The sequence below is a fragment of the Haladaptatus sp. HS23 genome, from assembly GCF_056892285.1.
The window spans coordinates 111,525-135,565 of sequence record NZ_JBXGLH010000012.1 but is presented as its reverse complement, the minus strand read 5'-3'; the positions used below and the strand labels follow the sequence as shown (position 1 = coordinate 135,565).

The 24,041-nt window shown below is 51.7% G+C and carries 27 protein-coding genes, 1 tRNA gene and 2 pseudogenes; 9 read left to right on the top strand and 21 right to left on the bottom strand.

Features of this window, described 5'->3' with window-relative positions:
- Window positions 1-400 precede the first annotated feature (400 nt).
- Window positions 401-592, bottom strand: a complete 192-nt coding sequence (locus tag AC1XDK_RS24795; RefSeq protein ID WP_483352693.1) for a DUF8118 domain-containing protein — start codon at window positions 590-592, stop codon at window positions 401-403.
- A 56-nt stretch (window positions 593-648) separates the two neighbouring features.
- On the opposite strand from AC1XDK_RS24795, the gene AC1XDK_RS24790 reads away from it, so the two are divergent.
- A complete protein-coding gene (locus AC1XDK_RS24790) occupies window positions 649-933 on the top strand; it encodes a hypothetical protein (protein ID WP_483352692.1) in 285 nt (94 codons plus the stop codon).
- Window positions 934-998: 65 nt separating this feature from the next.
- Here the strand turns inward: AC1XDK_RS24790 and AC1XDK_RS24785 are convergent, their stop codons facing one another.
- Window positions 999-1,193 (bottom strand): cold-shock protein, encoded by a 195-nt coding sequence (locus AC1XDK_RS24785; protein ID WP_483352697.1) that lies wholly within the window; start codon window positions 1,191-1,193, stop codon window positions 999-1,001.
- 296 nt (window positions 1,194-1,489) lie between these two features.
- Here AC1XDK_RS24785 and AC1XDK_RS24780 point away from each other — a divergent pair, with 296 nt between their 5' ends.
- Window positions 1,490-2,422 carry a DUF3267 domain-containing protein gene (locus AC1XDK_RS24780; protein ID WP_483352691.1) on the top strand — a complete coding sequence of 311 codons (933 nt, stop codon included), beginning with the start codon at window positions 1,490-1,492 and terminating at the stop codon, window positions 2,420-2,422.
- Here AC1XDK_RS24780 and AC1XDK_RS24775 read toward each other — a convergent pair.
- Window positions 2,372-2,842, bottom strand: a complete 471-nt coding sequence (locus tag AC1XDK_RS24775) for an SWIM zinc finger family protein (RefSeq protein ID WP_483352690.1) — start codon at window positions 2,840-2,842, stop codon at window positions 2,372-2,374. The genes AC1XDK_RS24780 and AC1XDK_RS24775 overlap by 51 nt on opposite strands.
- A 166-nt stretch (window positions 2,843-3,008) precedes the next feature.
- Here AC1XDK_RS24775 and AC1XDK_RS24770 point away from each other — a divergent pair, with 166 nt between their 5' ends.
- The gene (locus AC1XDK_RS24770; RefSeq protein WP_483352689.1) at window positions 3,009-3,470 is read left to right on the top strand and encodes a twin-arginine translocation signal domain-containing protein; all 462 of its coding nucleotides are present in this window, start codon (window positions 3,009-3,011) and stop codon (window positions 3,468-3,470) included.
- Between the two features lie 760 nt (window positions 3,471-4,230).
- Here the strand turns inward: AC1XDK_RS24770 and AC1XDK_RS24765 are convergent.
- Window positions 4,231-4,659: a pyridoxamine 5'-phosphate oxidase family protein gene (locus AC1XDK_RS24765; protein WP_483352688.1), complete on the bottom strand. Its 429-nt coding sequence runs from the start codon at window positions 4,657-4,659 to the stop codon at window positions 4,231-4,233.
- A 326-nt stretch (window positions 4,660-4,985) separates the two neighbouring features.
- On the opposite strand from AC1XDK_RS24765, the gene AC1XDK_RS24760 reads away from it, so the two are divergent.
- Window positions 4,986-5,126, top strand: coding sequence for a hypothetical protein (locus AC1XDK_RS24760; RefSeq protein WP_483352687.1), 141 nt, complete (start codon window positions 4,986-4,988; stop codon window positions 5,124-5,126).
- A gap of 517 nt (window positions 5,127-5,643) precedes the next feature.
- Here AC1XDK_RS24760 and AC1XDK_RS24755 read toward each other — a convergent pair.
- From AC1XDK_RS24755 to AC1XDK_RS24720, 8 genes and pseudogenes are all read right to left on the bottom strand, one after another.
- Window positions 5,644-6,303: pseudogene (locus AC1XDK_RS24755) on the bottom strand (PAS domain-containing protein); the annotation flags it as partial.
- A gap of 379 nt (window positions 6,304-6,682) precedes the next feature.
- Window positions 6,683-7,843, bottom strand: a complete 1,161-nt coding sequence (locus AC1XDK_RS24750) for a site-2 protease family protein (protein WP_483352686.1) — start codon at window positions 7,841-7,843, stop codon at window positions 6,683-6,685.
- A 646-nt stretch (window positions 7,844-8,489) separates the two neighbouring features.
- Complete coding sequence (locus AC1XDK_RS24745; protein WP_483352685.1) at window positions 8,490-8,618, bottom strand: hypothetical protein; 129 nt, start codon at window positions 8,616-8,618, stop codon at window positions 8,490-8,492.
- A gap of 336 nt (window positions 8,619-8,954) precedes the next feature.
- Complete coding sequence (locus tag AC1XDK_RS24740; protein ID WP_483352696.1) at window positions 8,955-9,284, bottom strand: SprT-like domain-containing protein; 330 nt, start codon at window positions 9,282-9,284, stop codon at window positions 8,955-8,957.
- Window positions 9,285-9,446: 162 nt separating this feature from the next.
- A complete protein-coding gene (locus tag AC1XDK_RS24735; RefSeq protein WP_483352684.1) occupies window positions 9,447-9,776 on the bottom strand; it encodes a DUF7344 domain-containing protein in 330 nt (109 codons plus the stop codon).
- A 699-nt stretch (window positions 9,777-10,475) separates the two neighbouring features.
- A complete protein-coding gene (locus AC1XDK_RS24730; RefSeq protein ID WP_483352683.1) occupies window positions 10,476-10,862 on the bottom strand; it encodes a DUF7344 domain-containing protein in 387 nt (128 codons plus the stop codon).
- Between the two features lie 99 nt (window positions 10,863-10,961).
- The gene (locus AC1XDK_RS24725; protein ID WP_483352682.1) at window positions 10,962-11,618 is read right to left on the bottom strand and encodes a helix-turn-helix domain-containing protein; all 657 of its coding nucleotides are present in this window, start codon (window positions 11,616-11,618) and stop codon (window positions 10,962-10,964) included.
- Window positions 11,619-11,929: 311 nt separating this feature from the next.
- Window positions 11,930-13,246 carry an RNA-guided endonuclease TnpB family protein gene (locus tag AC1XDK_RS24720; RefSeq protein WP_483352681.1) on the bottom strand — a complete coding sequence of 439 codons (1,317 nt, stop codon included), beginning with the start codon at window positions 13,244-13,246 and terminating at the stop codon, window positions 11,930-11,932.
- A 43-nt stretch (window positions 13,247-13,289) separates the two neighbouring features.
- Here AC1XDK_RS24720 and tnpA point away from each other — a divergent pair.
- Window positions 13,290-13,687 (top strand): annotated as a pseudogene (tnpA, locus tag AC1XDK_RS24715) (IS200/IS605 family transposase).
- 78 nt (window positions 13,688-13,765) lie between these two features.
- Here the strand turns inward: tnpA and ddfA are convergent.
- From ddfA to AC1XDK_RS24695, 4 genes are all read right to left on the bottom strand, one after another.
- Window positions 13,766-14,056 carry a DdfA family disk-determining factor gene (gene ddfA, locus AC1XDK_RS24710; RefSeq protein WP_175424232.1) on the bottom strand — a complete coding sequence of 97 codons (291 nt, stop codon included), beginning with the start codon at window positions 14,054-14,056 and terminating at the stop codon, window positions 13,766-13,768.
- A gap of 354 nt (window positions 14,057-14,410) precedes the next feature.
- Window positions 14,411-15,052: a cupredoxin domain-containing protein gene (locus AC1XDK_RS24705; protein WP_483352680.1), complete on the bottom strand. Its 642-nt coding sequence runs from the start codon at window positions 15,050-15,052 to the stop codon at window positions 14,411-14,413.
- Window positions 15,053-15,698: 646 nt separating this feature from the next.
- Window positions 15,699-16,013 carry a DUF8118 domain-containing protein gene (locus AC1XDK_RS24700; protein ID WP_483352679.1) on the bottom strand — a complete coding sequence of 105 codons (315 nt, stop codon included), beginning with the start codon at window positions 16,011-16,013 and terminating at the stop codon, window positions 15,699-15,701.
- Window positions 16,014-16,240: 227 nt separating this feature from the next.
- Window positions 16,241-16,882, bottom strand: a complete 642-nt coding sequence (locus AC1XDK_RS24695) for a helix-turn-helix domain-containing protein (RefSeq protein ID WP_483352678.1) — start codon at window positions 16,880-16,882, stop codon at window positions 16,241-16,243.
- A 1,331-nt stretch (window positions 16,883-18,213) separates the two neighbouring features.
- Between AC1XDK_RS24695 and AC1XDK_RS24690 the strand changes: the two genes are divergently transcribed.
- Together AC1XDK_RS24690 and AC1XDK_RS24685 are read left to right on the top strand one after the other, a co-directional pair.
- Complete coding sequence (locus AC1XDK_RS24690; protein WP_483352677.1) at window positions 18,214-18,567, top strand: hypothetical protein; 354 nt, start codon at window positions 18,214-18,216, stop codon at window positions 18,565-18,567.
- Window positions 18,568-18,619: 52 nt separating this feature from the next.
- Window positions 18,620-19,558: a DMT family transporter gene (locus AC1XDK_RS24685; protein ID WP_483352676.1), complete on the top strand. Its 939-nt coding sequence runs from the start codon at window positions 18,620-18,622 to the stop codon at window positions 19,556-19,558.
- 15 nt (window positions 19,559-19,573) lie between these two features.
- Here the strand turns inward: AC1XDK_RS24685 and AC1XDK_RS24680 are convergent, their stop codons facing one another.
- The 3 genes from AC1XDK_RS24680 to AC1XDK_RS24670 form a co-directional block, all read right to left on the bottom strand.
- Entirely contained in the window at window positions 19,574-19,708 is a 135-nt protein-coding gene (locus tag AC1XDK_RS24680) for a hypothetical protein (RefSeq protein ID WP_483352675.1), read from the bottom strand.
- Between the two features lie 110 nt (window positions 19,709-19,818).
- A complete protein-coding gene (locus tag AC1XDK_RS24675) occupies window positions 19,819-20,733 on the bottom strand; it encodes a PhzF family phenazine biosynthesis protein (protein ID WP_483352674.1) in 915 nt (304 codons plus the stop codon).
- 234 nt (window positions 20,734-20,967) lie between these two features.
- A complete protein-coding gene (locus tag AC1XDK_RS24670; protein WP_483352673.1) occupies window positions 20,968-21,360 on the bottom strand; it encodes an SWIM zinc finger family protein in 393 nt (130 codons plus the stop codon).
- A gap of 127 nt (window positions 21,361-21,487) precedes the next feature.
- Between AC1XDK_RS24670 and AC1XDK_RS24665 the strand changes: the two genes are divergently transcribed.
- The gene (locus AC1XDK_RS24665) at window positions 21,488-21,784 is read left to right on the top strand and encodes a hypothetical protein (RefSeq protein WP_483352672.1); all 297 of its coding nucleotides are present in this window, start codon (window positions 21,488-21,490) and stop codon (window positions 21,782-21,784) included.
- 745 nt (window positions 21,785-22,529) lie between these two features.
- On the opposite strand, the gene AC1XDK_RS24660 is transcribed toward AC1XDK_RS24665, so the two are convergent.
- Both AC1XDK_RS24660 and AC1XDK_RS24655 read right to left on the bottom strand, forming a co-directional pair.
- Window positions 22,530-22,697 (bottom strand): DUF1931 domain-containing protein, encoded by a 168-nt coding sequence (locus AC1XDK_RS24660; protein ID WP_483352671.1) that lies wholly within the window; start codon window positions 22,695-22,697, stop codon window positions 22,530-22,532.
- Between the two features lie 487 nt (window positions 22,698-23,184).
- Window positions 23,185-23,682, bottom strand: a complete 498-nt coding sequence (locus tag AC1XDK_RS24655; RefSeq protein WP_483352670.1) for a hypothetical protein — start codon at window positions 23,680-23,682, stop codon at window positions 23,185-23,187.
- Window positions 23,683-23,842: 160 nt separating this feature from the next.
- Between AC1XDK_RS24655 and AC1XDK_RS24650 the strand changes: the two genes are divergently transcribed.
- Window positions 23,843-23,916, top strand: a tRNA-Thr gene (locus AC1XDK_RS24650).
- The last annotated feature ends 125 nt before the right edge of the window (window positions 23,917-24,041 follow it).

The window sequence follows — 24,041 nt, the reverse complement described above, 5'->3', positions numbered from 1 at the left end:
TCGACGGAAATATCGTCAAGATGGTCCATTAGAACACTCAACGTTATCCGGGCAGAAATTTCTAACGGCTACTATAGAGCGTGTAACCATTGAACTGAATTCTCTCAGCCCTGTTGCTCGAATGCATCCCATGCAAGTGAGATCGTTATCTCGCCGTTTACCGGATCGTGTTTCGTTGTGCCTGCCGTTCGTTGCGCTCGCATTGAGAACTCCCACGCAATCGCCTCAATCGGCAGATCGGGGAAATACTCAGTGACGACGTCCGCCGCGTGCTGTTGCGCTCGGTGGTCGGTGTGCCGTCTTCCCGTTCGGTCGCAACTTCCGCACATTCGGTTAGCGTTCGCTGGGCACCATCGGACAGCGTCGTTTGGCGTGACAGAAATGAAAAAGGGAGACGGGGTTAGCAGTAGTCGGTGAGTGCGCCCTTCCGGGTGGCTTCCGCGCCACAGTCCTCACACGTCCAGTAGGTGTGATCGACATTGCCGTACTTGTCGTAGCCGGTGTATGGGCCACTGACACGCTCGTCGTCCGATGGGAATGCGTTGAGCGTGCCGTCGTTAGTCGCGTTCTCGACGGCAGTCAAGTAGATCATTTCGTCCAAATCGACTATGTTAATAGCACTTCAGCACGTAGTTCAAGCTATAACTGATGGGGAAGTATTCACGCCGGGCTGTGCTGTCTTCTGGAATCGCTGCTGGAATCGGACTCATATCAGGCGATACACTCCTGGAGACAGACCCACCAGCAGGATCGCTGAGTGTTCAAAACCGCGATTCATTCCCTCATCTCGTGGAAATAGATCTTCTTGATGGGCCTCAAATCGCGGTTGAAGCCCAACCGGGGCTTGAGGGAGTTGTTTCGATTGAACCAGAGAGTGAGAAAACATACGAGAAGTTGTTCAATATAAGCGGGACCTACAGAATACGAAAATAGTGATCCAATACAGTTCTCTGTGAATCCATTTTCCGGCCCACACGGAAAACGTACTGAACCGTGAATTATGCGCGAACGACGTTCGTTGCGCGCGGGCCCTTGGGAGCCTGTTCGACATCGAAGTCAATCTTGGTCCCTTCTGTCAGATCTTCACCGCCGACGTCCTCCATGTCGAAGAATACGTCGTCGTCCGCATCCTCAGTCGTGATAAAACCGTAGCCGCCAGTGTCGTTGAAGAAATTAACCTTACCGCTTGCCATCATAACTAAACACAGACCCAACACACGGTTAATAATCCTGTATTCAGTTTTTAATTCGAGGTATATTTAGACAAACATCCAGAAAAAAGAGTTTCGGTATATATTCGGCCAATTATATAGTTCTGCGTAGAAGACACACCGGATTCACCAGAACGAACCGTTCCTTCTACCGAAGCCATAATTCTCGCTTTGCGGAAGCCTTTGTCTCCAGCCGCTCGGAGGGCTACAGACGCCGTCCAACTGTACTTCCTGTTGGCATCGCTATCTTCATTTAGTTCCTAGACAGTTAGTATGAAATGACACGCAATCTAAAAAATGTCGCTGAAGGCAATACCGCCATGGGAAATAAAACAGATAAAATCGACGAATTGAACCTTCTCGAGCAATTTACTGTATCTCGACGTGTCGAATTGGAGTGGACAGCATTCAGTAGTATTGGATTTGTTGCCGCCCTGTTCGCGTTTGGCGGTCTCTATACTGTATTCACAAATCAGACGGGGTATTTTTCGCTGACAGTTGGACCGGAGAATGCAGCGAGTCAGATTGGAATAGGCGTGCTCATATTCGGCCTCACACTTGGCGTCATCGTTATTCACGAACTTATTCATGGAGCAGTGATGAAGCAGTTTGGTGCAAATCCACGATATGGCTTCGGTGTAGCGCAGTTCGTCCTTCCGTATGCCTATGCTACGAGCGATGAATCACTTACACGAAATCAGTTTCTCGTTGTCGCCATTGCCCCGCTTGTCGTACTGACAATCGTCCTATTCACGCTCGCAATTATTTTTCAGTGGCCGATCTTGTTGGCTCCGCTTGCGGTGAATGCAGGCGGTGCAGTCGGTGACCTTTTGATGACCCGGTTACTGCTTCGGTATCCGGCAACTGTTCGCGTTGTAGACAACATAACAGGTCTCAAAATCTATGGCGATACCAGAGCCAATCGTTCAGTTGAACCACGTCGTGAAGTGCTTCATGGGATGATTGTTGGAATTGGAATCACTATCGGCAGTGCCTTCTTTTTGATGATGATAGCTCCGATAGTACTCGACAGCCTCGGCGTTACATCGTTTACACTTGGGATACCTGACTCTTTGTGGAGCCTCTACCACTTCGAGAAAAATGCGGAGGGAATCAATTCAGAAGTCGGTATGGTCGGATTGCTTGGAGTTGGTGCGATACTAGGTGTATGTTACAGCATTGTAGTACGAAAGTCGGTGGACAACAATTGAAGGAATTGTTGGTAACTGAAAGGTAGGTTTGTTCGGCAGTTCTTTCTGCCCCGTTCGAACGCATGGCCAGCACGGGCAGTCACCGAGACCGTCACAGTCGCAGTTTTGGGGTTTGGTCTCGTCGTCTTCGTCCTCGGACGGGAAAGCGTCGAGCGTCCCGTCGTCGGTTGCGTTCTCGACCGCGGCCATGTGCTTGCAAAAGGCATTGCGATGGACGTGGTGCGGGCACGTACAGGCCATCAGTTCGTCAGTCACGTCGTCGATGGAGACTGTGTATCGGTGGTCTACGGGGTACTCGTGACTCTCGTTGGTGACTTCGACCATTCCGGGGGCATCGACGTCGAAGGAAAATTGTTCCCACTGGGCGCGTTTCTGTGCCGTCTCGTCAGCTTCAAGTTCACTAGGCGTTTTCGTTGACATGGTCTTTCGCTGGATTTGGAAGAGAAATGGCGGCTAGTAATCCTCAATACCACACCAGAAATCCCCACTACCAACAGTGGGCTTACATTAGGGATGTGTTTAATTGCTGCACATTATAGCTGCTTTATGCTGGATATGAGCATAGTCATGACCGAGGAATCAGAGAATGTCAGAAGAGACAACGAAAGACGCAGAAAACGTCGAATCGAATGAACGTCGCTCGTTCATGAAGAAAGGCGCGCTCGCGACGGGTGCGCTCGCATTGGGATTGGGGAGTGCCGGCACCGCGGCAGCGCAGTCCAGCAACGTACTGGTCTACACCTACGACTACCACCCGAACGTGCAGTTCCGGGTCGTGAACTCGTTGGAAGCGGCCACGACGGTTCGCCTCCTCGAACGACCCGGCGGCGGCACCGTGCCAGAGATCAGCCAGCCGGATGACTACGACGGCTACATCATCCGCTATCTCCTCGGTGGCGGTGGCGGTGGTGGGCAGGGTTCGATCACCACGTTCATGTTCAAACAAGGTGGCCAGTCCCTAAGCCAGGGCGACACGCGGCAGTTCAGTGTGAATGGGTCCATCTTCAGCAGCGAACTCAACCTGCTCAGCACTTCGCTCCGAGGGTAGTTGAAACAGACAGACTACGTTGGAATCTAGTAGGTCATCACTTTCGCCTCCTTCTCTTGTTGTGGTTCGATCATCGATTTCTTGGCATCGTCCGACGCCACAGGATGACACCGTATACAGTTCCGAGGATTCGCGTGCCGAAAAACGCGGTTCCGACAAGACTGGTAAATGGCCTGATGGGAGTCCCAAACATACTCATTGAAAAAACGAGAGCTGGTCAGTGACCATCACCCTCCTCAACGCGAATCGATCCACCACACTTGCTACAGCTGTACTGTTCGGGTTTACGTACTGTGTTCGAGCGTCGATACCGAGCAATCCGACCGCCGCAGTCCTCGCATACAAGCCACCACTTGAGGTGTCTCCCCCATATCGCATTCGCCGTGGTCACCGCCGTTCTGTCGTTCGCTTTCTTCACCATTGTCTGGCCGCTCGTCGGATGAGACCGTCGATAGTTCGGACGGCACACTCTTCGTTATTCGGGCACCCACGACGATTGATGATCGTTAGCTGTGGATTGCATTCACAATTTCAAACAAGGAGTTCGTGGCGCAAATTCATTGTATGGGTCACTTTTATTCTTGTGATTCTTCACGGCCAGTTAGCCAGCAACTCGTCTCCGTGATTGACCACCAATCTGAGGAGTGATGCAATTTCATAGACGTTTGGTCCTCGACGAATATGGATGGTGTACTCAACAGCGGTACCTACAGCAACAAAGACTGATTTAATTCAGCTCCAGGGTAAAATCTGAAGAACCTCACTCGTAGACTTCTTCTTTCCGTTCGATCCCTTGGAGTTCGTCTATCTGTAGTTCCCACCCTTGGATTGATTCGATAGCGCTGGATCGTTCAAAGGCTCTCATGAACCAGCCGTTATCATCTAATGTGTCGATGAAGTGTTCCCACTCCTCTCCCTCACTATCGAGCGACCTAACTGACCCAGTGATAGCTATACTTTGCCAATTGAACCGGCCATGAATATCTGTCACGAGGAGCCGAGCGGTCACTCCTTCGTCAATATATTCCATTTTCGTCGGATTCGGGGTATCTTCGAGAAACCCGAAGTAGATGTGCTCACCGTCGTATCCGAACGAGATTGGGATACTGTACGGTTCTCCCTCTTTACAGAGTGACACAATCCCGTAGCCTTGTGACACCAGCAGCTTATCTATGTCCTCGCTAGTCATCGGTACCCCAGTGAACTGAGCGTATGGATTACTCGACATTTTGTCTCTCAATGGGAGTCAACTCCCAGCCTCAACAAGCTTTGGGTGGGCAAATCGGCGCTATTGAAACTATCAAGCGTGGATCGGTTCACACATGCCTGCTGAATATGCCGAAAGTCAGTCACATCGTCTCCATCAGTGTTGAAGAGAAGAAAATACCCATCCAAGACGCGTATCAAATAAGAGAATAGTGAAAAGCGACGTAACGATTCTGAGTATGGGTGGGGAGGTACATCTAGTTCATGACAGCAATCCTGATTGCGTAGGATGTCGCACATTGTCATAGTATGATATACTACGTCCATCATCCCGAAGAAGAACCAGAAGCCGGAAAAGTAGCTGACCAGATCGGCAAGCAAGTGGACACACGTGACGATTACGAATTCCTGTATCTCAAGGGTGCCGAAATAATCGAAGTACTCGGCTGATCGATCTACGCTCGTTACAGGATTGGATTTGGCTTGACCAGCGACGGGATTGTACAACCGGGCGACACCATCGGTGGCGTCGACGGTTTTCGGAGCGAATGTATCGTCGATGTGAAAGAGCATGTTGTCACCAATACCGACCTGGAGCTGGTCAAAGACGTACTCAGCGTGGCATTGAGCGAGATCGGTGAGCGATCAGTCAGCACCGGCAAAGAAGCGATCGTAAGCCTTGCGGGATTTCGCGCTCCCGCTGGGACACGAAATCCCTCGGGAGAGTCCACAACAGTCCACTGCGTTTCAGCGAGAATCAGCGTGCTCACGAGGTGTTTGAACGAATCAGCGTTACGGTTGTCGGAGAAGGCTGCCTCAAACGTCGAGAGAGCTTGTTCGAACCACAGTGGGGGCGAGTAACGCCGACCACAGTACGAAAACATCAGGTTCGCACCGGGAACCGCCGTTCGATGTTTCTACCTACTGCTCGCTGACTGGTCAGCGGGCGCAGGGGAAAATTGCCAAGCTGAGATTGCCGGACGACTGGCGTAACGTCTTCGACGCGGTGAATAATAAAGTCGATCTCACCGGTCGAATTGAACACGGGTGAGTTGGTCGGACTCCACCATCGATCCTCGAACCCTCCACCCTGGGAATTTCGTCGGAGAATCGGATAGTAGATGACTGACATTACGTCGGCTTCCCGCTCCGCTTTGACCCGTTCGAGTGACGCTCGCAACCGGGGAACTTCTTCAGGATCAGGATCGTTAGGGTCAGGGGGAAAGATCTCAAATGATGTTTTGCCGATAATCTCTGCTCGCTTCGTCATCGTCGCTTCCAAGTATGCATCGCTCACCGCGACAATCTCGTAGTCGCCCGGTTTCACGATGAGATAGAGCCCAGGTACGTTCTCGAACAGTTCGCGGAACGTCGCTTCGGTTGCTGCTGCTTCCGCCATAGTACCATCAGGACTACGTTCCTTCGGTGGCCGCCACCACACCCGCCCCCGAGCACCCACCTTCTTCGTTTCGAGGATGTCATTCTTAACGAGCGCGTCGAGTTTGTTGTAGACTGTTCAGTCGGTACAGTCGAATTCCTCAGCGACCTCCGGCGTCGTGAACGGGGTGCCAGGAGGACCGAGAGTGTCGAATACTTCGAGGACAGTGGTGGGTACCGATGAGATCATAGAGTAGTGTTAGCATGAGTCAATCAAAAAGATTCGGTCAACAGAAACAGACATCTCACGATCTAAAACGGTTTAACCCGTGATGACGAACAACCCCGATTATCCATTGTGCGTTGCACATGAGTAAAAGTCCGTTTGACCCGACCCGCTAAGCCGGTTCCAGAGTTTCTCGCTCTCTTCGCGAAAGTCCTCACGCAGGAAACATCACAGAGTAACTCTTGTCCCGAAATAGCCCACTGTGACCAATAACACGTTCAAGGAACTCAGATGAAAATGACCGACCGAGGGATTGTGGGTATCTTCGATGCTTTGAATCACGTATTCACCAACCAGATCGATCCTCCGCCCTCGGGGTGAACTCCCTCTTGATGAATCATACTCAGCGTTCGATCGTCGGTGGGATGGCGGCCGTCGATTGACTGCTCTGGGTGATTTCGAGGACCGTCATCAGGTCTGTCCGCGAAATCAGACCGGCGAGAGAGCCGTCCCCTTCGGTTACGAGAAGCCGACCGATATCCTCCTGTTGGAGGGTCGTGAGCGCATTCGCCGCCTCGCCGCCGGGTCGGACCGTCACCAGATCTGTCGACATGATGTCATTGACTGTCGTCTCATCTCGGCGGTCGGATGCCCGTTCTTGGACGTCTTCGAGCGTGACGATGCCGACGAGGTCATCGCCGTCGACGACCGGATACCCGGTGTGACGTTCGCGGACCATCCGGTCAAGCAAGGTATCGATCGACGTCTCGGATGCCAGCGTATCGAGTTCGGCCGCCGGCGTCATTATCTCCCTGACGGTCAGTCCCTCGAAGGCCGCTTGCATAACCACCTGGCTGGTCTCGCTCGTCGCGGCGATATAGATGAAGAAGGCGATGAGAATCCAGAACAAGTTGAACGTAAAGACCCCAGCGATTCCAAGCAGGAACGCGAACCCCTTCCCGACGGCAGCGGCGATGCGGGTTGCCTGCAGGCGCGACCGGTTGCGCGAGAGCACCGCGCGGAGGACTCGCCCACCATCCATCGGGAATCCCGGAAGCATGTTGAACGCCGCGAGCACCACATTGAGCACCGCTAAGTAGCCGATCACGAACCGAACAGCGGGGAGCCTGCCAGCGAGCAGTTCGAACGACCCGTAGAACAGGACCCCGAGTGCGATGCTAACGATCGGGCCGGCGATGGCAATCACGAATTCCTGTCGCCAGTCGTCAGGCAACTCCGCAAATTGTGCGAGACCGCCCAAGAACCACAGCGTGATCGATTCAGTCTCAAGGCCGTACCGGCGTGCTACAAGTGAGTGACCCAGTTCGTGCAAGAGAACGCTGGCGAAGAGGCCGAGTGCAGCGCCCACTCCCAAGAGCCAGGGGAGCAACCCCGCGGTAAGCGGGTCTGGATCAAGTGGGGTCCCGAAGATCCCGTTGATCAAGTTCACTGTGAGGCCAACCTGCGAACCGATGAGGTAGGCCAACAGTGGGAGGATTAACAAGAACGAAACGCCCAGTCTGATCGGGATGCCGAACATCGAACCGAGACGGAGACTTGCCATGTGCCTACTACAGGCTTAAGCCCTATCAGGTAACCCCCGGATATTGAACGTTGTTGGTTCGGTCGGTATCGCCCCAGCAGTTTCATTCGACAGTGACAACACATACTCGGCCACTATCGTCTCTAACGCTTGGGGCAATCATTCTCTAAGTCATATGAGATCAAATTGAAAATAAGTAGTGATGCCTGGTTTTACGATCAGGTCGCACGCGATATCTTAGAAGGAACCGAAGAATGGCCTGACGAAATCCGTAATTGGGCGTGGCAGCTCCGAGTTCGAGCATCAACCTCGGAGAAGCTTGAAGCGTTCAAGGAACTCATCACGACGACGAAGGATACCAGTGGGGAATACTGGCAAAAACTCGACGAACACCTACAGCGACTCGGTCCGATCTATTGCATGTACCAATTCATAAAGATCATTCAGTTCGTCTGGAAGTACTAGCCATTCCCGCAAATTGGATTTTTGCTTAACTGGCTGTGAGCCATGCACTGCAAAGGAGATCCTCGTTGGTTTCGAGTGCATCTCTGATCTGTGGCCACGTGGGTTTGCGTTCGTTATTGGCGATTGTAGTGGAGTATCGGTGATTGATTACTGTTATACAGGCACTAAATCACGATGCCGGAACCAGACATTGATTTCCTCGCTATCGGTTTCGATAGTCCTCGACCAGTGTCCCGCCCTCGCGCTCGAATCCTAGGCCGAGGAAGAACGCGGCCACCGTGTCAAGGTCATCGACGACAACTCCCACGTGATCGAGACGTAGCATCCCCATATCAGTCACTTCTTAGACACCGGTTCTATTGAACCTCTCACAGACGTTTTATCGGGGAGGTGGTGGGTTCCCACAGCTCATAGGTTCACGCTGCTGATGGGGATGTTTTGACATCATCGGATCTGGCACCATCACCCTGGTCCACTCTGCCCTACCACGCCCTGTCCTATGCGCTCTTTTATGGATCGGTAAGAGAGTCATCACAGGGAATATTCTTCGTTAGTATGGAATACTAACCAAAGTCGATTCTCAATTCGAAGCAAAAGCGATGACTCACGTAGAAAGGAGCAGTTCGCGAAAATCTTCCTCGTATCTATTTCTTGTCGCGAGAACTACTTACTCCGAATTCGGGCAGTGATTATCGCCCTCCTCGACACGGAGTGACCCACCGCACTCACTACAGCTGTACTGCTCCGGGTTACGTACCGTCTTCGAGCGTCGATACCGAGCAATCCGACCGCCACAGTCCTCGCAGATGAGCCACCACTTTGGCGTGGTGAAGCGTTCGCAGTGTTGCGAGGTTTCGAGAGCGTCCGTCCACTGGGCGAACGTTGCGCCGTGGTCCGCGTCACCGAACTCGTGGTACTGCCATGCGTGAATGAGTTCGTGGCGCACCGTCGAACTGAATTGCTCCCATCCGTGTTGTTCGTAGGCCGTCCTGGTCAGTGAGATCGTGATTTCCTCTGTTGTCGGGTCGTACTTGATGACCTCCGTAAGTCCCTGGACGCTCTTCGAAATCTCCCTAGCAAACTACTCTGACTGCTAGATCTTGAAAGTATTCTGCTGGAAAGTCATCGACGATGACCATCGGTCGGCTACCTACTCAGCTCAATCGGCGTGTTCGAGGACCTTCGCGATGGTCACAATTGCGTCAAGTTCGGTTGACGTCCCCTGAACGTTAATCTCTCCTTCATCGCGATCGTATTCAATCGAGTCAATTTCAGCTGTTTTCGGGATATGTACCTGGCGAAGAGAGAGTTCGATCCGATCGTACTGCTCGTTAGGAATTGTTTCGTCGGTCGCGTCGTTTTCGTTATTTGCAACATAATCCACAACCTCATCAACCGTTACTGTTCCACTCTGTTGATCGAGATAGTACAGTGCGTATCGTCGCCGCTTCTTACTGAATAAGTCGAAGATAGTGTCTAATGTCGCCATGTTTCCCATCAACGTATAGTCAATCGCCAACGATAGCGATTGTGGATTCAATCACCACTTTGAAGAAAATTTTTGGTCCAAATTATGATAATAATATATTATAAAGCTTGGATGGTTGTCAACCAAGAACCCTAATATCCCAACTCATGGGAATCCTCGCACTTTAGCGCGGGGGGAGAATGTCAAAGCGAACGTGGCCTAGGATGTCTGGGACGAACAGAGTATTAACAGCTGCCGTGATTCCGGAACTCGTTATGATCGCACTTTGAACACTGGATTGGCTTTGAAATGAACGTTGTACCACAGTCTTCACATTCAAAAATATCACCGGTTGCTTGGACTTGCTTTTCCGTTTGCTGACCGGCCTCTTCCGGACTGAAGGCGTCACGTAACCGATGAAGGAGTTCCATAGTCTGGTATGGGATACAAGCAACTCAGTCATAAATATTTCTCTTCTATAAATTATAAATTGATTTTTAATCTACCCAGCAATAAATATCGGTATATTACTCTGTGATTGGAGTTGTTTAACAAATTGGCGACACTGAAAATAATCGAGACATGGATTAAAACGGAAGCGCAGGTTAGTTCGGTAGTTCCTTCTGTCCCGTTTGCACGCATGGCCAGCACGGGAAGCCGTTGAGGGCAACATCAGGAGAACTAGACTAGAACTAGGGAGAGAATAGTAGTGAGAAAGAGTTACGAGTCGTGATCGTCTCCATTAGTATTTTCTGCTCCACCACTAGAGATATATTCTGACTGTAATAGTGTCTCAATTCGTGGCTGTTCGATATACGAAATGAGCTGGAGCGATTCGTTGTACTCAATCACACCATAATCCGCCAATTTGGGGAGTTGGAGGTGGTGAAGTCGTGTTAAAAGATGTTCTCGTTCAGTTGATTTATCTGGTTCACTGGTATTAGTCTGGGTCATGAGTTCTTCAAGAAGTGCTTCGAGCGGAATCGGACGGTCAGCGTTCTGGATGAGATAAATGAGAATCTGTCGGCGCTGTGCATCAGCTACAAGTTCGAATGTCTCATCAAGTGAACATTGCTGATCATCGTCATCGTCAGAAGAGGAGCCCATTTCCTAGCTACTATCGGATGTAGTTGTAAAAGGGCTAGGTCTGTTCAAACAGGGCCGTTTAAAAGTCAGGTGGGGAATGAAAGACAGTCTGAAATTTCATTACTGGGACGCACCGAACAGCACATACTCCACAACTGCTTCGATACTATGGCGAATCCGGTCAGACAACGATTGTTGACTGATGTCGAGTTCGTCCGCCAATTCCGAGAGAGTCACCTGTCGGGGAGTCTCAAAATAGCCACGTTGGAATGCAAGCACGAGTGCTTCACGTTGTTTGTCGGTAACGATGTTCGCTAATTGTGAGGCTCCGGCGTCGCTCAATGCTTGCATTTTACCGAGTGTGTATTCGATTCCGTTGTCGCGGCTCAAATTATGGAATCGCGTCAGCTGGTCTTGGGAGGGGAACAATAACTCAAACACCCAATCGTCATCGCCATAGCCATGCGCGTTCCGGATGATTCCTTCCGCGACAGTGAGGCCTTCGAGAAACGCGCCGGGTGGAATATCCCAATTCAGGAGATATAGACGACGATTTTCTACCTGGTCAATTTCAACGAATTGCTGGACATTTGGATCCTCGCGAACACGCTCTTCAAAACCATCTAAATCTCCATTCCACGCCCAAAAAATAGGCACGACATCGCCGCCGACTGGGACGATGCGTTCGAACTCGATATGCAGTTCTGTGCCGGCGGTGAGCATCGTTCCTAGAGGGAAGTTCTCGGAGGAAAGTGATAACTCGATAATGACCGCCATGTGTTCGTGGACTATCTATTCTTACCATCTTAGTAACTTGGGCAGGGGACTTGTAACTGCCAAGTGAAAGAGTGCGTTCATCACAGAGGAACCGCCGCTAATCTGTAGTTTTGAACCAGTCGAGGAACGCAATTGTTCATTCGTTGAGAGAATTTGGACCGACTGTGGTATAGCCGTGGCATCGTGAAGAATGTGTACTGGTGGCGGTACAGGTGCGCTAAAATCCACACAATTCAGGGTAGGCAAGGAATCACCCTTGGGCGTAAACGACCACGGGTCGGGTGACCCGTGGCTTTTCTTGTTCCCTCAGCCTACGTCGTAAGCACTCCACGCGACGCGATGTCGCGGGATGAGGATGGGCGGTTTACAGAACGCCCCGACCCGGACAGACGCACCAACCGAACTTGTGGTTGGGTTTTGTGAGTCCGGTAATTAACCGATTCAATATCTACGTTAGCGTGTTTCGACCACGCTCGCCACGCTACATTCACACTCGCGTTCCGGTCAGCATGGTCTTGCTGGACCTCACACGAATCATTCGTACACCGGAACCGCCGACCCTGACGGTAGCCACGGTGTCCACAGCACGAGCAGGACTTCGAGTTGTACGGCGACTCAACGGTCTCACACGGAATCTGATTCCACGTCGCTTTGTAGCGAACCTGTTGCTCGAACTTGTGGAACGGTAGTTTGTGCAACCGCCGGTTCATGTACGTTCCGTACTTGATAGCGTCTCGAATCCCGCTCAAGTCCTCAAACACGATAACTGGGTTCGGGAACTGTTGTGCGAACTCCACCACGACTCGGGACAGTCGGTGAAGAATCCACTCGATGTAGCGGTCTTCTTTCTCACCGAGCTGGTGGTGGATTGAGCGTTGGCCGTGTTCTTGACAGCGTTTTGTGATGGTGTGGTAGCGTTGGCGTTCGGCTTTCACCGAGCCGTAGTCCAGCACGAGTGTTCCGAGCGTCTCCATTGTCTCACGATTAAGAGCGGTGAGAGAAATGTTTCGCTCGTTAATATCGACGCCGACGAGTGTGTCAGCGTCTTCGGGTTCAGGCACTTCAACCTCTGTTTTGACCGTGACGTGTAGGTAGTACACGCCATCTCGGTACAGAAGTTCGGCCTGTCCCAACGACCACTCATCCTCCGTCAAGGCTGACTCGATAAGGTTGAGGTCTTCCGGTCGCCCTCGAAGGTGTCCGTTCACCTTCTTGTACGGCTTCGGACTCACACGGAACCGAATACGGTCGTTCTCGTCGTCGTAGGTGAGTCGGTAGCCTTCAGTATGAGCCATGACGAGCGGGTAGGCACCGTTCTTGTCCGTAGCTGGTGGCGACGGTTTGCCGACGCTGGTGTCGTCTTGGTCGTGCCACCAGGTGAGGAGTTCTTTGTAGGAATCCCACGCTTGCAGGGCTTTACCGACGACCGCACACTTGTTATTCCGAAGAAAGTCATCGTGGTCAACCTCCTTCTGAATCTCAGTACGGTTGTAGCCTTGTTGTTTGAGTCGGAGTGTGTCGTTGGAGATGTCTCGTGCAGTGAATCGGGCATCTTTGAGCCACGGCCGCTCACCAGACTCTATGCAGAGTCGAGTGCGTGCGGTCTTCGTGACTTCTTCGATACCCATACCTTGACTATCGAATCAAGTGCTAATAAAAATAGGGATTTGGATGGGAGAGCACCGAAGTCATGCACATTCGATTAGTTCGTGCAAGTATCATTTCGTCTGGTGTCCGAAGTATCGACACGGGTGCTGGAGATTGTTCGAGACGAAGTTGCAGAATTGTTCCGAGGAACTGCCGAGCGGTTCGGTCACGAGATTGTGTCGATGGAGATTGCCAACGACCACGTTCACTTGTTCGTGGAGGCAGACCCGAAATGGAGTCCTGCCGAGATAGCGAAACAATTCAAGGGCTACTCGGGTCGAACAATTCTGAAACATCACCCAGAAATCAAACAGCGGTACTTCTGGGAAAGCGGTTTGTGGAAGGACGGATACTACGTCGGGACGACTGGTGCAGTTTCCGAAGATGTGGTTCGTCGGTACATTGAGGAGACCGAACATTAGGCAAGCGTACGCGATTCACCCACGGGTCAGGTGACCCGTGGAACTCTTGCTGTTTTCTTTAGAAATAGCGATACAAGATCAGGTCTCATCTGCGTTGATCGGATCGAGATCAACCGTTCTGTCGGTGTTGACTGTTACCTCGTAACCACAGTAGTGAAAGGTCACAGTCCCACGACGTTCGGTACCTGCCTGTGTGGGTGCAAACAATCTATCGAGTGCATCTGGATCAATAACGCTGTACAATGGCGGACAGTCACTCCATTCAGATTGTTCTCGTGCTGTAATCGCTTTCTGAATGAGGACAGTGATGGATGGCTTTGTTGCTCTACTCTGGTCGTCATCTGGGGTATTGGTATTGCTCTCTCCCATTGTGTCTCACTCTCATTCTGAAGCCCCACATTCAAACCCCTCGTGAGAACTTCATCAGTGCTAAGGACGGTAGTTATAAACATACTCTGGCAGTTGATGGAAACATACGAATGATCATTACGTAGTTGTACTAGGAGAGTGTATCAATATCACAGCTGAAGTCAGTCAGTGAATTTCACTCGAGTAGGCCCTCTGCTAGTTTGTGTTCTCATTTTCGTCCGTTTCTAGATCGCACTTCGTGACCGCTGCCAGTCGTTGTACTCGATGTGAGACTTCTCAGTCGATTGCTTCGACAGGCAAGTCAGGGAAGTACTCGGCAGCGATGTCCACCGCATACACTGGAGAAATAGTGTTCTATTTTTGCTGGAGTTTGATATTGCCGCGCATCGATTGCGGGTGGTATTCGCAGTAGTACTGAACCATCTTTTTCGAAGCGGTGAAGGTTGTACTCACGGTCTTGCCTTTCTCTTCAGCGTCTTCGCTTTTGACGATCGGATTGTCTTTCTTATTGACGATGTAGAGTTCGTGTTCTTTGCCGTCGAGGCTCTCCCACGTGAGCGTGTACTTCTGTCCCGGTTGGAGCGTGAGTGCCGGGTTTTTCTTACCTTTGATGGACTTTGGCGCACCGCCCTGCCACCCGCTTTGTTTGGCTCCCAAGCGAATCTCCTTCCCCTTCTGCTTGTTCTTTGAACTGCTCTTTTGCTTGCTCTCACCGCTCCCAGGTAAGCTGCCAGTACAGCCAGCGAGAGCCGTTGCTGTGAGGGCACTGCTGGTGAGTTTGAGTGTGGTGCGTCGGCTGGTGCGGGGTTGGTCAGTCATGGGCGAGACGGTGGCTACCAGCGGTGGCATTAGATAGATTTTGGCCACAATGTGAAACTGTGAAATAAAATGAACGAGCTTGGTTGTTTCAGTATGCATTCGCGCGTGTTCCAGGGAGGTCATCGGTGGCGAGCTATACAGTGAAATGGATTCGGTGATGATGTCGCAGGTTGCCAATTTCGAGTGCGAATGATGGTTACGTGTTCAGTCGAGCGGTTCCTGATTCAGCAGGTGAACTAACTCCTGCATTCGGTTCTGGTTGAACTGAGTGAGATCATATCGATTGCTCGTATTTCGCTCGCTGTGGGTCACAAGAATCCCGAATTGGTCACAGAGTGTGAGGAGATTTCCCACTACTTGTGGTGGAATAGCTGGCGTATCTGGCGATGCTAATAATTGTTTGACTGTGGGGTAATTATGCGAACATCCTGTGAGAAGTACTTCGAGTTCTTTAGAATATGATCGGAGCATTCCATACTGTGCTGGAGAAGTCTCATAGAGACCCCGAATTTGATTGCGAAGCGAATCCGACATCACAGAGTACCTCTTATTGATGAATGTTCATTTTCAACCTTTCGAATCACTTCTATAGGCGAAAGGAAAAGATATTCTATAATTTTTTGTAACTAATTTTGGATATGGACGACATTTACACAGATAGGAGAAGTACAAACAGAAATTGATGTGTTTGCGCTCGGTCAATCAGGGCGCTTTGTCGTTGGTGTGTCGTCGCGTTTGGTCGTATCCGCACACTCGGTGAGCGTTCGCTGGACACCATCGGCCAGCGTTGTTTGGCGTGACATAAATAGAAGAAATGAGTGGATTAGCAGCAGTCGGTGAGAGCGCCCTTCCGGATGGCTTCCGCGCCACAGTTTTCACACTGCCAGTATTTGTGATCGACGTTGCCGTACTTGTCGTAGCCAGTGTACGGGCCACTGAGACGCTCGTCTTCATCCTCGGACGGGAATGCCTCAAGCGTTCCGTCGTCGATTGCGTTCTCGACGGCAGCCATGTGTTTGCAGTAGGCATTGCGGTGGACGTGATGCGGGCAGGTGCAGGCCATCAGCTCTTCGGTCACGTCGTCGATGGAGACCACGTATTGATGGTCTGCGGGCTTCTCGTGGCTCTCATTGGTCACTTCAATGAGTCCGGGGGCATTTCGAAGGCGAATTGTTCGGCCTGTGCGCGTTTCTGTACCGTCTCGTCAGCTTCAAGGGCTACGGATGATTGAGGTTAGCGAGTAAAGGACCTGATTCATGCTGATATAGGCCAAGTAGCCAGCGGCTGTACCACGAATCGAATAGAAGTGGCTACACAAATTAATCATGCGTCACCACCTCCGAAATCTATTGGACAGTCATGATATCAAACGAGTCTCATAATGACCTTCGATTCGATTTTCCGTAGATGCTCACCAACCGTCCCTGACGTGATATCCACTTGCTCCGCAAGGTCACTAAGAGTCGCACGCCGTGGCATCTCGTAATAGCCCTCTTCTATCGCCAATTCTAACAGTTCTTGTTGGCGATCCGTTAGCAGCGACGTGAGCTGACGCATATCTGAGTGATACTCGCCGATCCCTTCGAGCAAAATCTGTATCCCATCGGGAATTTCCGCGATTGCTTCTCTGATCTTCTTGTCGTCTCCAAGCATGGTTACCCGAAGCCCACCCGAATCGGTGTATTCCATCGGCCAGTCCACAACAATCTCGTACCGTCGGAAAATACCGAGAAGATCGGTCATGAGGGCATTTGCTCGAAAGTGGATGTAGACAAGCCCGTCCGATGCCTCAGACCGTTCGACAGATAGCACCTCTGGATCCGCCTCCAGTGCTTTCACGTTCTGTTCGAGGTCACCACGGAGTTGGTACAATGCGACGCCGGTTCCGTCTTCTAAGAGGTTGATGTAGTGAATTGCTTTCCCCTCTACCGCTGGATCGGTGGCGTATTCACCGTCAGTACAGCATTCATTGTCGGTCTGAGCAATGACAATTGTAATATATCTCATACTGTAATTCTTTATTTGTGTTCATAGTGCCCAGGACAACTGTAGTCGGTTACTCAGACTAGTGCCAAGTTGATTGAGCTACGTCTCACGGAATGGCGTATCGGAGAGAGTATGGGGCATGTATATTTAAACCCACCTCAGATGGATGGCGCTATTCGCAAGCTTCCATAGAGTGTCTATATCACCAACGCATGCCAAGTAGAAAAACGGAAAGAGGTACCGCGAACCAGACGGAGAGAAACCTACTGACTGCCGGGAAATCCTCAGGTGCTGATCGATTTCGGGGGTCTTACTGAAGCATGAACGCGAAAGCAATCGTGTTGACGATCTTCGGCGCCATCGTGGCGCTACTCGGGATATTTTGGTCAGTTCAAGGACTTGGAATCGTCCAGATAGATCCCATTTTGTGCGCTACAGATTGCGAACCGATCACTGGAAGATCAATGCAGTGGACGGTCATCGGTACGATAACGTTGTTTGTGGGAATCGTCATTATCTGGGTGGGGCTGAAAAGCGTAAATCATACATCGGAAGACAGCACGAGTCAGACGGCTGAAATGCAACAAAACGTCTTCACGAGGTTTGGTGTGCCGCGGGAAGTGTCTCACTGGTGGCAGCGGTGGCCGGGGTGGATCGGGTATGTGGCGGGCGCCTGGTCGCTGATGTATGGTGTGCTTGGGCTATACTGGGCGCTCGGGGGTGTGGGTTTCCCGTTCGGGACTGAAAATGACCCGGAAGGGGCTGCGTTGTCGATCCTTGCGGGTGTACAGGTTGGGACCGGTGCGCCAGTGATTACGGTCCTCGGGCTGGCAGGTACAGTAGTAGCACTAGTTATGGCCCGGACGTGGGGGCGTGGATTCCCGCGAACAGTGTTGCTCGCCATCGCATGGAGCTTCGGAGCCGTGCTATTGCTAGTAGTGCCGGACGCCCGCGGACTTCTCGCCACGGCTCTCGTACCTCTTGTGCTGATCGGTGCGCCCTTCGGTTGGCCGTCAGAGAACTTCTTTGACGCCATTCCTTGGCCAGTAGTGAACCAGTTTATCCTCATTAGCGGTGGATTCTTGTGGGCCGCAGCGGCCGTCGCCTACCAGCGCCAGAGCAGAGACGCCTGCGGGAATTGCGGCCGCACCGACACTGCCATCGGATGGACGACGCCAGGCGCGGCAGCACGGTGGGGTAGATGGGCTACTGCCGTCGCCGTCATTGTGCCCCTCGTGTATGCCACAACACGGTTGGCATGGGAACTAGGCATCCCATTAGGCATCTCCGAGCAAATTCTTCACACGGGCCAGGCCAGTGGGGAGCTCTGGTCAGGAGTCGCCCTTAGCACGGTGGCAGTTGGCGGCGTGATTCTCACGCTCGGGCTCATCCAGCCATGGGGCGAGGTCTTCCCCCGCTGGCTCCCACTCTTGGGTGGAAAGCGAGTCCCCATCTGGTTGGCGGTCGTTCCCGCCTCACTGGTTTCCGTCTTGGTGATCACTGCTGGTTTGATGTTCGTACGGAAGACGGTGCTCGGCACGTCATTCTTCACGCTCACTAACGGCTGGGCAGCCGTTGGACCAGTACTGTTGTGGCCTATCTGGGGAGCTACATTGGGTGCGGCGACGCTCGCGTACTACTATCGCAGACGAGGCCGGTGTCAGCACTGCGGGCTTGGGGGAGGGACGACAGCCGGACGAAACTGATCTGATCTCAGAGTCAGGTTCGTATATTCCAGCGAGTGATTCGATGATTTGGATGAGCCGGTACCGAACAGCAGCGATATTCCTCTTGCTCGCGGCGCTCTGGGGAGGAGGTTACATAGCGGCGGAAGTGGGACTAAAATACGTTTCACCAACGCTACTGGCCGCGCTCCGTTTCGATCTCGCGACACTCGTCCTTTTCGGGTACGTGCTCGCGACTGGATCGCGCTGGCGATTCCATACTGCCAATGATTTGTTGTATGTTCTCATCGGCGGGACGTTCTTTATGGGTAGTCATTACGCTCTCGTATTCGCTGGTCAACAGTACGTCACCGGGAGCATGACCGCTGTCCTGCTGGGCTTGATCCCTGTCATCACGCCGGCGTTGACGAGGGTATTCGTTCCGGACGAGCGTCTCTCTCCGCACGGTGTGATCGGCGTCGCCCTCGGCTTCGTGGGCGTCGTCGTTATCGCCGACCCGAACCCATCCGATCTGTTCACTAGCGAACTCCTCGGTGTCGGACTGGTGCTGGCGGCGGCAATCTCGTTCGCGCTCGGTGCGGTACTTACCTACAATCTAACGCCGACACTTCCACTCGTTGCCACCCAGGCGTGGATGGCAGCGATCGGCGCCGTGATACACCACGGAACGAATCTGATGTTGCCGGGCGAGATGGTGAGCAAGATCGTCATTACCCCAGAATTGATTGCTGCTGTCGTGTACCTGGGCGTCGTAGCCGGAGCGATCGGCTATCTATTGTATTTTTCGCTGCTCACGCGAATTGGACCGGTCGAGATGGGATTTCTCGATTACGTCCTGCCGCTGTTCGCGGTACTCTTCGAATGGCTTGTGCTGGGAGAAACAGTCGAGCCCACTACCATGATCGGGTTCTGCGTGATCTTTTTGGGGTTCATATTGCTCAAGTGTCGAGCACTTACGACGGAATTGAAACGTGCGTACGACGAGTACAATAGGCGTATGGACGGAAGATAGATCGTGAGGGACGATCTACTCGTAGGTCGTCGATCCCATGGCCATGGCACCCATCTCTTCAATGAACTGGAGGTAATCGTCGTTCAAGCCCTCGGCCTGCTCGATTTCCCCGAACGGAAAGAGCCAGTCGAGTGAGTTTAGTATACACACTCTCGTCTGATTGGCTCTGCCACTCCCCTTTCTGGTCAATGAGTGTTTCGAGTGTCCGGATGTGATTCTCGAATTTGTTTCGTCCCTCCACAAAGTGTCGTTGATACGAACTACAGCCAGAGAGTGCCTGCGGCAACCACAACGGCCCTTCCGGAGACATGAACGTGATCGCCGTCGATACGTACTTCGATCTGGCTCGGTCGATCTATCGCGTGGCCCTGCTCGATAAGTATAGGTATCGTGTCGTCGATGATATCATGTGCTGTAAGATAGGCGGCGAGAGGACCTGCGGCACTTCCCGTGGCTGGATCTTCCCGGATTCCAACTGTCGGATTGAAGAATCGAGTGTGGGCGGTCGCAGTAGAGTCGAGCGGATCTAAACAGAACAAGTAGCAGCCCTGACCATCCACTGTCTGGAGAATGGATGCAAGGCGTTCACTGTCTGGATCTGCACGTTCGATTGCTTCTCGAGTCCGAATTGGGACCAGTAAATGTGAGGCACCTGTCGAAACGACTTGTGCTGGAAGGCGATCCACGTTAAACACATCCTCCTCAAGCCCAAGGGCAGTCGCCAACTCAGAGAGGTTTTGGTGTATTGCGCCGAACGATGGTGGTGCCTGTTTCATTCCGATTGTCGTGGGGTCTCCACCGGTAGAGTTGATTTCAACGGGAAGTACGCGACCGCCGATTTCCTGTGAAAATATTGTCTGGGGCGTATCGAATGCTAACTGGCCAGCTTCTGCTAACCACCACCAGGCACCCAGTGCATTGTGACCTGCTCCTACAACCTCCGCACCAGTGGGCGTAAACGATCGTAGCCGCCAATCCGCTTCTGGTTGTGTCGGCGAAAGGAGGAACGTGGTTTCTGATTGGTTAAACTCACGAGCAATGCGTTGCATGCCGACCTCGTCGAGCTGGTTGGCATCCGCCACAACTGCGAGTGGATTCCCAGTAAGAGGTTCGTTTGTGAAAACATCAACAAGATAGAAATCATATTGATGATTATTGGTTGTTAGTTCAGTCATTAGCGGATTTTCCTCTTGTTCGGGTTTCGGATGAGTTGACGTCCATTACTTACCTTGCTCCTATCGTGCCAGTGTGGGCATAGCTGTACTGATGTGGGGGATATCTCGAATTTATGTGTGAACCTGTTCACGGATTTAAATAGATACTCCTTCGACATTGCCGTCTCGTCAACTTCAGAGGCTGTGGATTGGTTTGTGCCCATGGTCCCTGGAGTCGACGATGGAAAAACGGATTTAGTCCGGTAGTTCCTTCCGTCCCGTTCTCACACTCGGCAAACACGGGAAGTCACCGAGACCAGCGCAGTCACAGTTGTCGGGTTTGGCATCGTCTTCGCTGTCCTTTGACGGGAAGGCGTCGAGCATCCCGTCGTCGGTTGCGTTCTCGACGGCAGCCATGTGTTTGCAGTAGGCATTGCGGTGGACGTGATGCGGACACGTGCAAGCCATCAGTTCGTTGGTCCCGTCGTCGATGGAGACGGTGTACTGGTGGGCTGTGGGGTTCTCGTGGCTCTCGTTGGTGACGTTAATGAGTCCGGGGCATCGACGTCGAAGGAGAATTTGTTCGGCCTGTATGCGTTTCTGTGCCGTCTCGTCAGCTTCAAGTTCACTAGGCGATTTCGTTGACATGGTCTTCTTGGCGTCATCACGGAAGACCGGTGCCGGGTGTTAGAGCACCCGGCGCGTTTCTACACACACCCGAGGGCACCGTTCTTCCTTACCAAGTACTATATAGTACGTGCAATTAAATTCACCGATGTACTACGTAGTGTGTGGATTTAAGATGGTGGATAGTGAACTGATGGTTACGATGACAGACGAGAGAGAGCGCAATACTAGTGGTCAATTTGCAGAAGAAACGGCTGACGACGATATTCTGACGGCAATGCGCGAGTCAGAGTTTCCGGCTGTGACCGCCCGGTGGGTGGCAGATACGCTCGATATTAAGCGGCCGTCCGCACATCGACGGCTTGAAGCGTTGCATGAGGATGGAGAGGTCGAGCGCGGGAAGTTGAGTCCGCGAGTTGTGATCTGGTGGATTCCAAGGGAATAGTAGAATTATTTTTGAGTCTCCACTAATGCTTTACTATGGACAAGAGTATCGTATGTATGCCAAACCTCATGAGGCGTCTCATCGGTCTCTTGCTTGTCCCCCTCGGAATCGGACTGATGCCTCTGACGTTTTTTACTAGTAGTACGATAGTGGGATGTGATGGTTTTAACCCCGATTTTTTAGGCATTGAATTCAGTCGAGCCGAGATTACAGGAGTCAATTTGCAAACGATGACCGTGTATTGGTACGACGGGTGTAATGGACACACTGGCTCTCTTCTTCTATTTGCTGGTACGCTTTGTCTGGTGATTGCTGGGTTATCTCTGCTTGTTGGGCCAGTGGTACGCCAGACGAATTGAGAAGATCAAAAAGGCAGTCAAGATTGGGCGAGCTCGGTATTAGTATACAATACTAACCAGGCACGATCTGAATCTAAAAGAACGAACGGGATCGAAGCAAGAAAGAGGCGGATTTATTCAGGGACGGAAGCTAACGGATGTGTTCAAGGTCATGAAACCACTCGAATCCTCCATGGTGAGCGAGATCGCGGACAAATTCGATTGGTCCCAACGGTCGGCCTATTACGTTCTCACTCGACTCCATGAAAACGGCGAAATTCGAAAGAAGAAGCCCGAGGCGTGTCAGGTGATCTGAATTCAACCAGAGTAGCGGTCCGTCGTTAGAGAAATGAGTTCTGTGTAGCGACGAACAAAAACTAGTGATACTACGCTGAAGCGATGAGCAACTACAAATCGCGCGCTTGGACAGTTTTGCGATCGTTTTCTTCGGCTCGACGAGCAGCGTTGTCGAGGACTTCTGCGACTTCCTCATCGAGTGCATCGTAGAAGTCACTCGCCACATTTTGTCCTTCGAGCTGTTCTTTCATTGCGGCTTTGACAATCAAATCAGTCATACAAGCGTCCAGACGGTATAATACTACAAAAGAGCAGTGGCAAAAAGGTTGGAAAGGACACTGATTCGAATCACTAATGACAATATTGTTCAAGTGGTTCGGGCGTCCGAGTTTCCAGCACCCACTGAGCGGTCACTTGCAGATACAGTTGCAATGGAACGACGGCCAGTGCATCAGCGACTCGAGGAGCTTCATGAACGCGGTGCGTTGGAACAGGGGAAATTGAGTCCACGCGTTGTTATCTGGTGGATTTCAGAAGAGTAGTGAGTATATTAGCGTGCTTCACATGAGAACGATCATCAACCCGGATGTAGTGGAGTCACTGCTGATAGATCCATCATGTCTTAGACCACAAAGTCTAATATGGCACTATCTCGTAGTACGGCGTATGCCCGTGAATGAGGATGCGCAGCGTCGGATGAACAAGGACGTCCGAGAAAACTCTGCACTGTATGCAGCGCTCGCTGACGCTGACGACGACGAATAACTACTTATTCGCGTATTCTAATACATCGTCAAAATAGCGCCGCCAGACGTCATAGAGAGGATCTCTCTGATAGATGTCTGCAAGAGTAATTGTCGGTAGTTCACCTCGAACAGTGTGAGATTCGTCTCTCACTTGGCGAGTTCGTTCTGGATCCCAGTCGCCAGGAGGAAGATCGTTCTCGGCCATAATCTCACGAAGGATAACGACACCTGTTCGGTGGTTCGCATCCGGGAAAAAGTGCTTACCGACGAACGCTTGCATCCACAGAGCGCATTGGTCGTGGAGTGGTTCGTCGTATGGAAATCGTTGCAGGAGTTTTTTGATATTCCCATTTCTCACGACCCAGATATCATGCCGAAGTCGATGATCAAGAAGTCCTTGTCCAACGCGATACTCCATCCCATCCTGTTCTAGGAAATGCGTGTTTTGGAGCTTGATGTCCTCCGGATTGAGAAAGGAGAGATCCTCGATCTTAGCCGGGGAGTTATCGGGGGACACAAGCTGTCTTTTGTTGGTATTGGGTCAAAGAGTTTTCCCAGTGGCGATAGAGATCAGGAGTTTCGAGCCATCTCTTCTACCGATAGGTGATCGGTACCATCGTCCCTACTACAAACTCGAAAGAAAAAGGCCTTTGTCGGGTGCGTAGTGATATCAGAGTGCCTTGGTAGCTCAGGCTGGCAGAGCAACTCCTTTGTAAGGAGTCGGTCGAGAGTTCAAATCTCTCCTGAGGCTTCTAACGAGTTCTGGTTGGCTATTGTAGGTGAGAAGTTTCACCGTGGGTGTCTGAAGTTAGTATTGGCTACTAACCAAACTCCATCTGAATTCCGATGCAAACACGATAGAAATGACTCGGACAA

Bases quoted from the DNA above. Each gene is read 5' to 3' on its own strand.
- AC1XDK_RS24725 (WP_483352682.1), bottom strand. From the start codon at position 11,618: ATGGCGGTCATTATCGAGTTATCACTTTCCTCCGAGAACTTCCCTCTA.
- AC1XDK_RS24745 (WP_483352685.1), bottom strand. From the start codon at position 8,618: ATGGGGATGCTACGTCTCGATCACGTGGGAGTTGTCGTCGATGACCTT.
- AC1XDK_RS24785 (WP_483352697.1), bottom strand. From the start codon at position 1,193: ATGGCAAGCGGTAAGGTTAATTTCTTCAACGACACTGGCGGCTACGGT.
- AC1XDK_RS24790 (WP_483352692.1), top strand. From the start codon at position 649: ATGGGGAAGTATTCACGCCGGGCTGTGCTGTCTTCTGGAATCGCTGCT.
- AC1XDK_RS24765 (WP_483352688.1), bottom strand. From the start codon at position 4,659: ATGACTAGCGAGGACATAGATAAGCTGCTGGTGTCACAAGGCTACGGG.
- AC1XDK_RS24750 (WP_483352686.1), bottom strand. From the start codon at position 7,843: ATGGCAAGTCTCCGTCTCGGTTCGATGTTCGGCATCCCGATCAGACTG.
- AC1XDK_RS24720 (WP_483352681.1), bottom strand. From the start codon at position 13,246: ATGGGTATCGAAGAAGTCACGAAGACCGCACGCACTCGACTCTGCATA.
- AC1XDK_RS24775 (WP_483352690.1), bottom strand. From the start codon at position 2,842: ATGTCAACGAAAACGCCTAGTGAACTTGAAGCTGACGAGACGGCACAG.
- AC1XDK_RS24665 (WP_483352672.1), top strand. From the start codon at position 21,488: ATGTACTACGTAGTGTGTGGATTTAAGATGGTGGATAGTGAACTGATG.
- AC1XDK_RS24780 (WP_483352691.1), top strand. From the start codon at position 1,490: ATGACACGCAATCTAAAAAATGTCGCTGAAGGCAATACCGCCATGGGA.
- AC1XDK_RS24735 (WP_483352684.1), bottom strand. From the start codon at position 9,776: ATGGCGACATTAGACACTATCTTCGACTTATTCAGTAAGAAGCGGCGA.
- AC1XDK_RS24770 (WP_483352689.1), top strand. From the start codon at position 3,009: ATGTCAGAAGAGACAACGAAAGACGCAGAAAACGTCGAATCGAATGAA.
- AC1XDK_RS24660 (WP_483352671.1), bottom strand. From the start codon at position 22,697: ATGACTGATTTGATTGTCAAAGCCGCAATGAAAGAACAGCTCGAAGGA.
- AC1XDK_RS24760 (WP_483352687.1), top strand. From the start codon at position 4,986: ATGATATACTACGTCCATCATCCCGAAGAAGAACCAGAAGCCGGAAAA.
- AC1XDK_RS24795 (WP_483352693.1), bottom strand. From the start codon at position 592: ATGATCTACTTGACTGCCGTCGAGAACGCGACTAACGACGGCACGCTC.
- AC1XDK_RS24695 (WP_483352678.1), bottom strand. From the start codon at position 16,882: ATGAGATATATTACAATTGTCATTGCTCAGACCGACAATGAATGCTGT.
- AC1XDK_RS24670 (WP_483352673.1), bottom strand. From the start codon at position 21,360: ATGTCAACGAAATCGCCTAGTGAACTTGAAGCTGACGAGACGGCACAG.
- AC1XDK_RS24730 (WP_483352683.1), bottom strand. From the start codon at position 10,862: ATGGGCTCCTCTTCTGACGATGACGATGATCAGCAATGTTCACTTGAT.
- AC1XDK_RS24685 (WP_483352676.1), top strand. From the start codon at position 18,620: ATGAGCCGGTACCGAACAGCAGCGATATTCCTCTTGCTCGCGGCGCTC.
- AC1XDK_RS24675 (WP_483352674.1), bottom strand. From the start codon at position 20,733: ATGACTGAACTAACAACCAATAATCATCAATATGATTTCTATCTTGTT.
- ddfA (WP_175424232.1), bottom strand. From the start codon at position 14,056: ATGGGAGAGAGCAATACCAATACCCCAGATGACGACCAGAGTAGAGCA.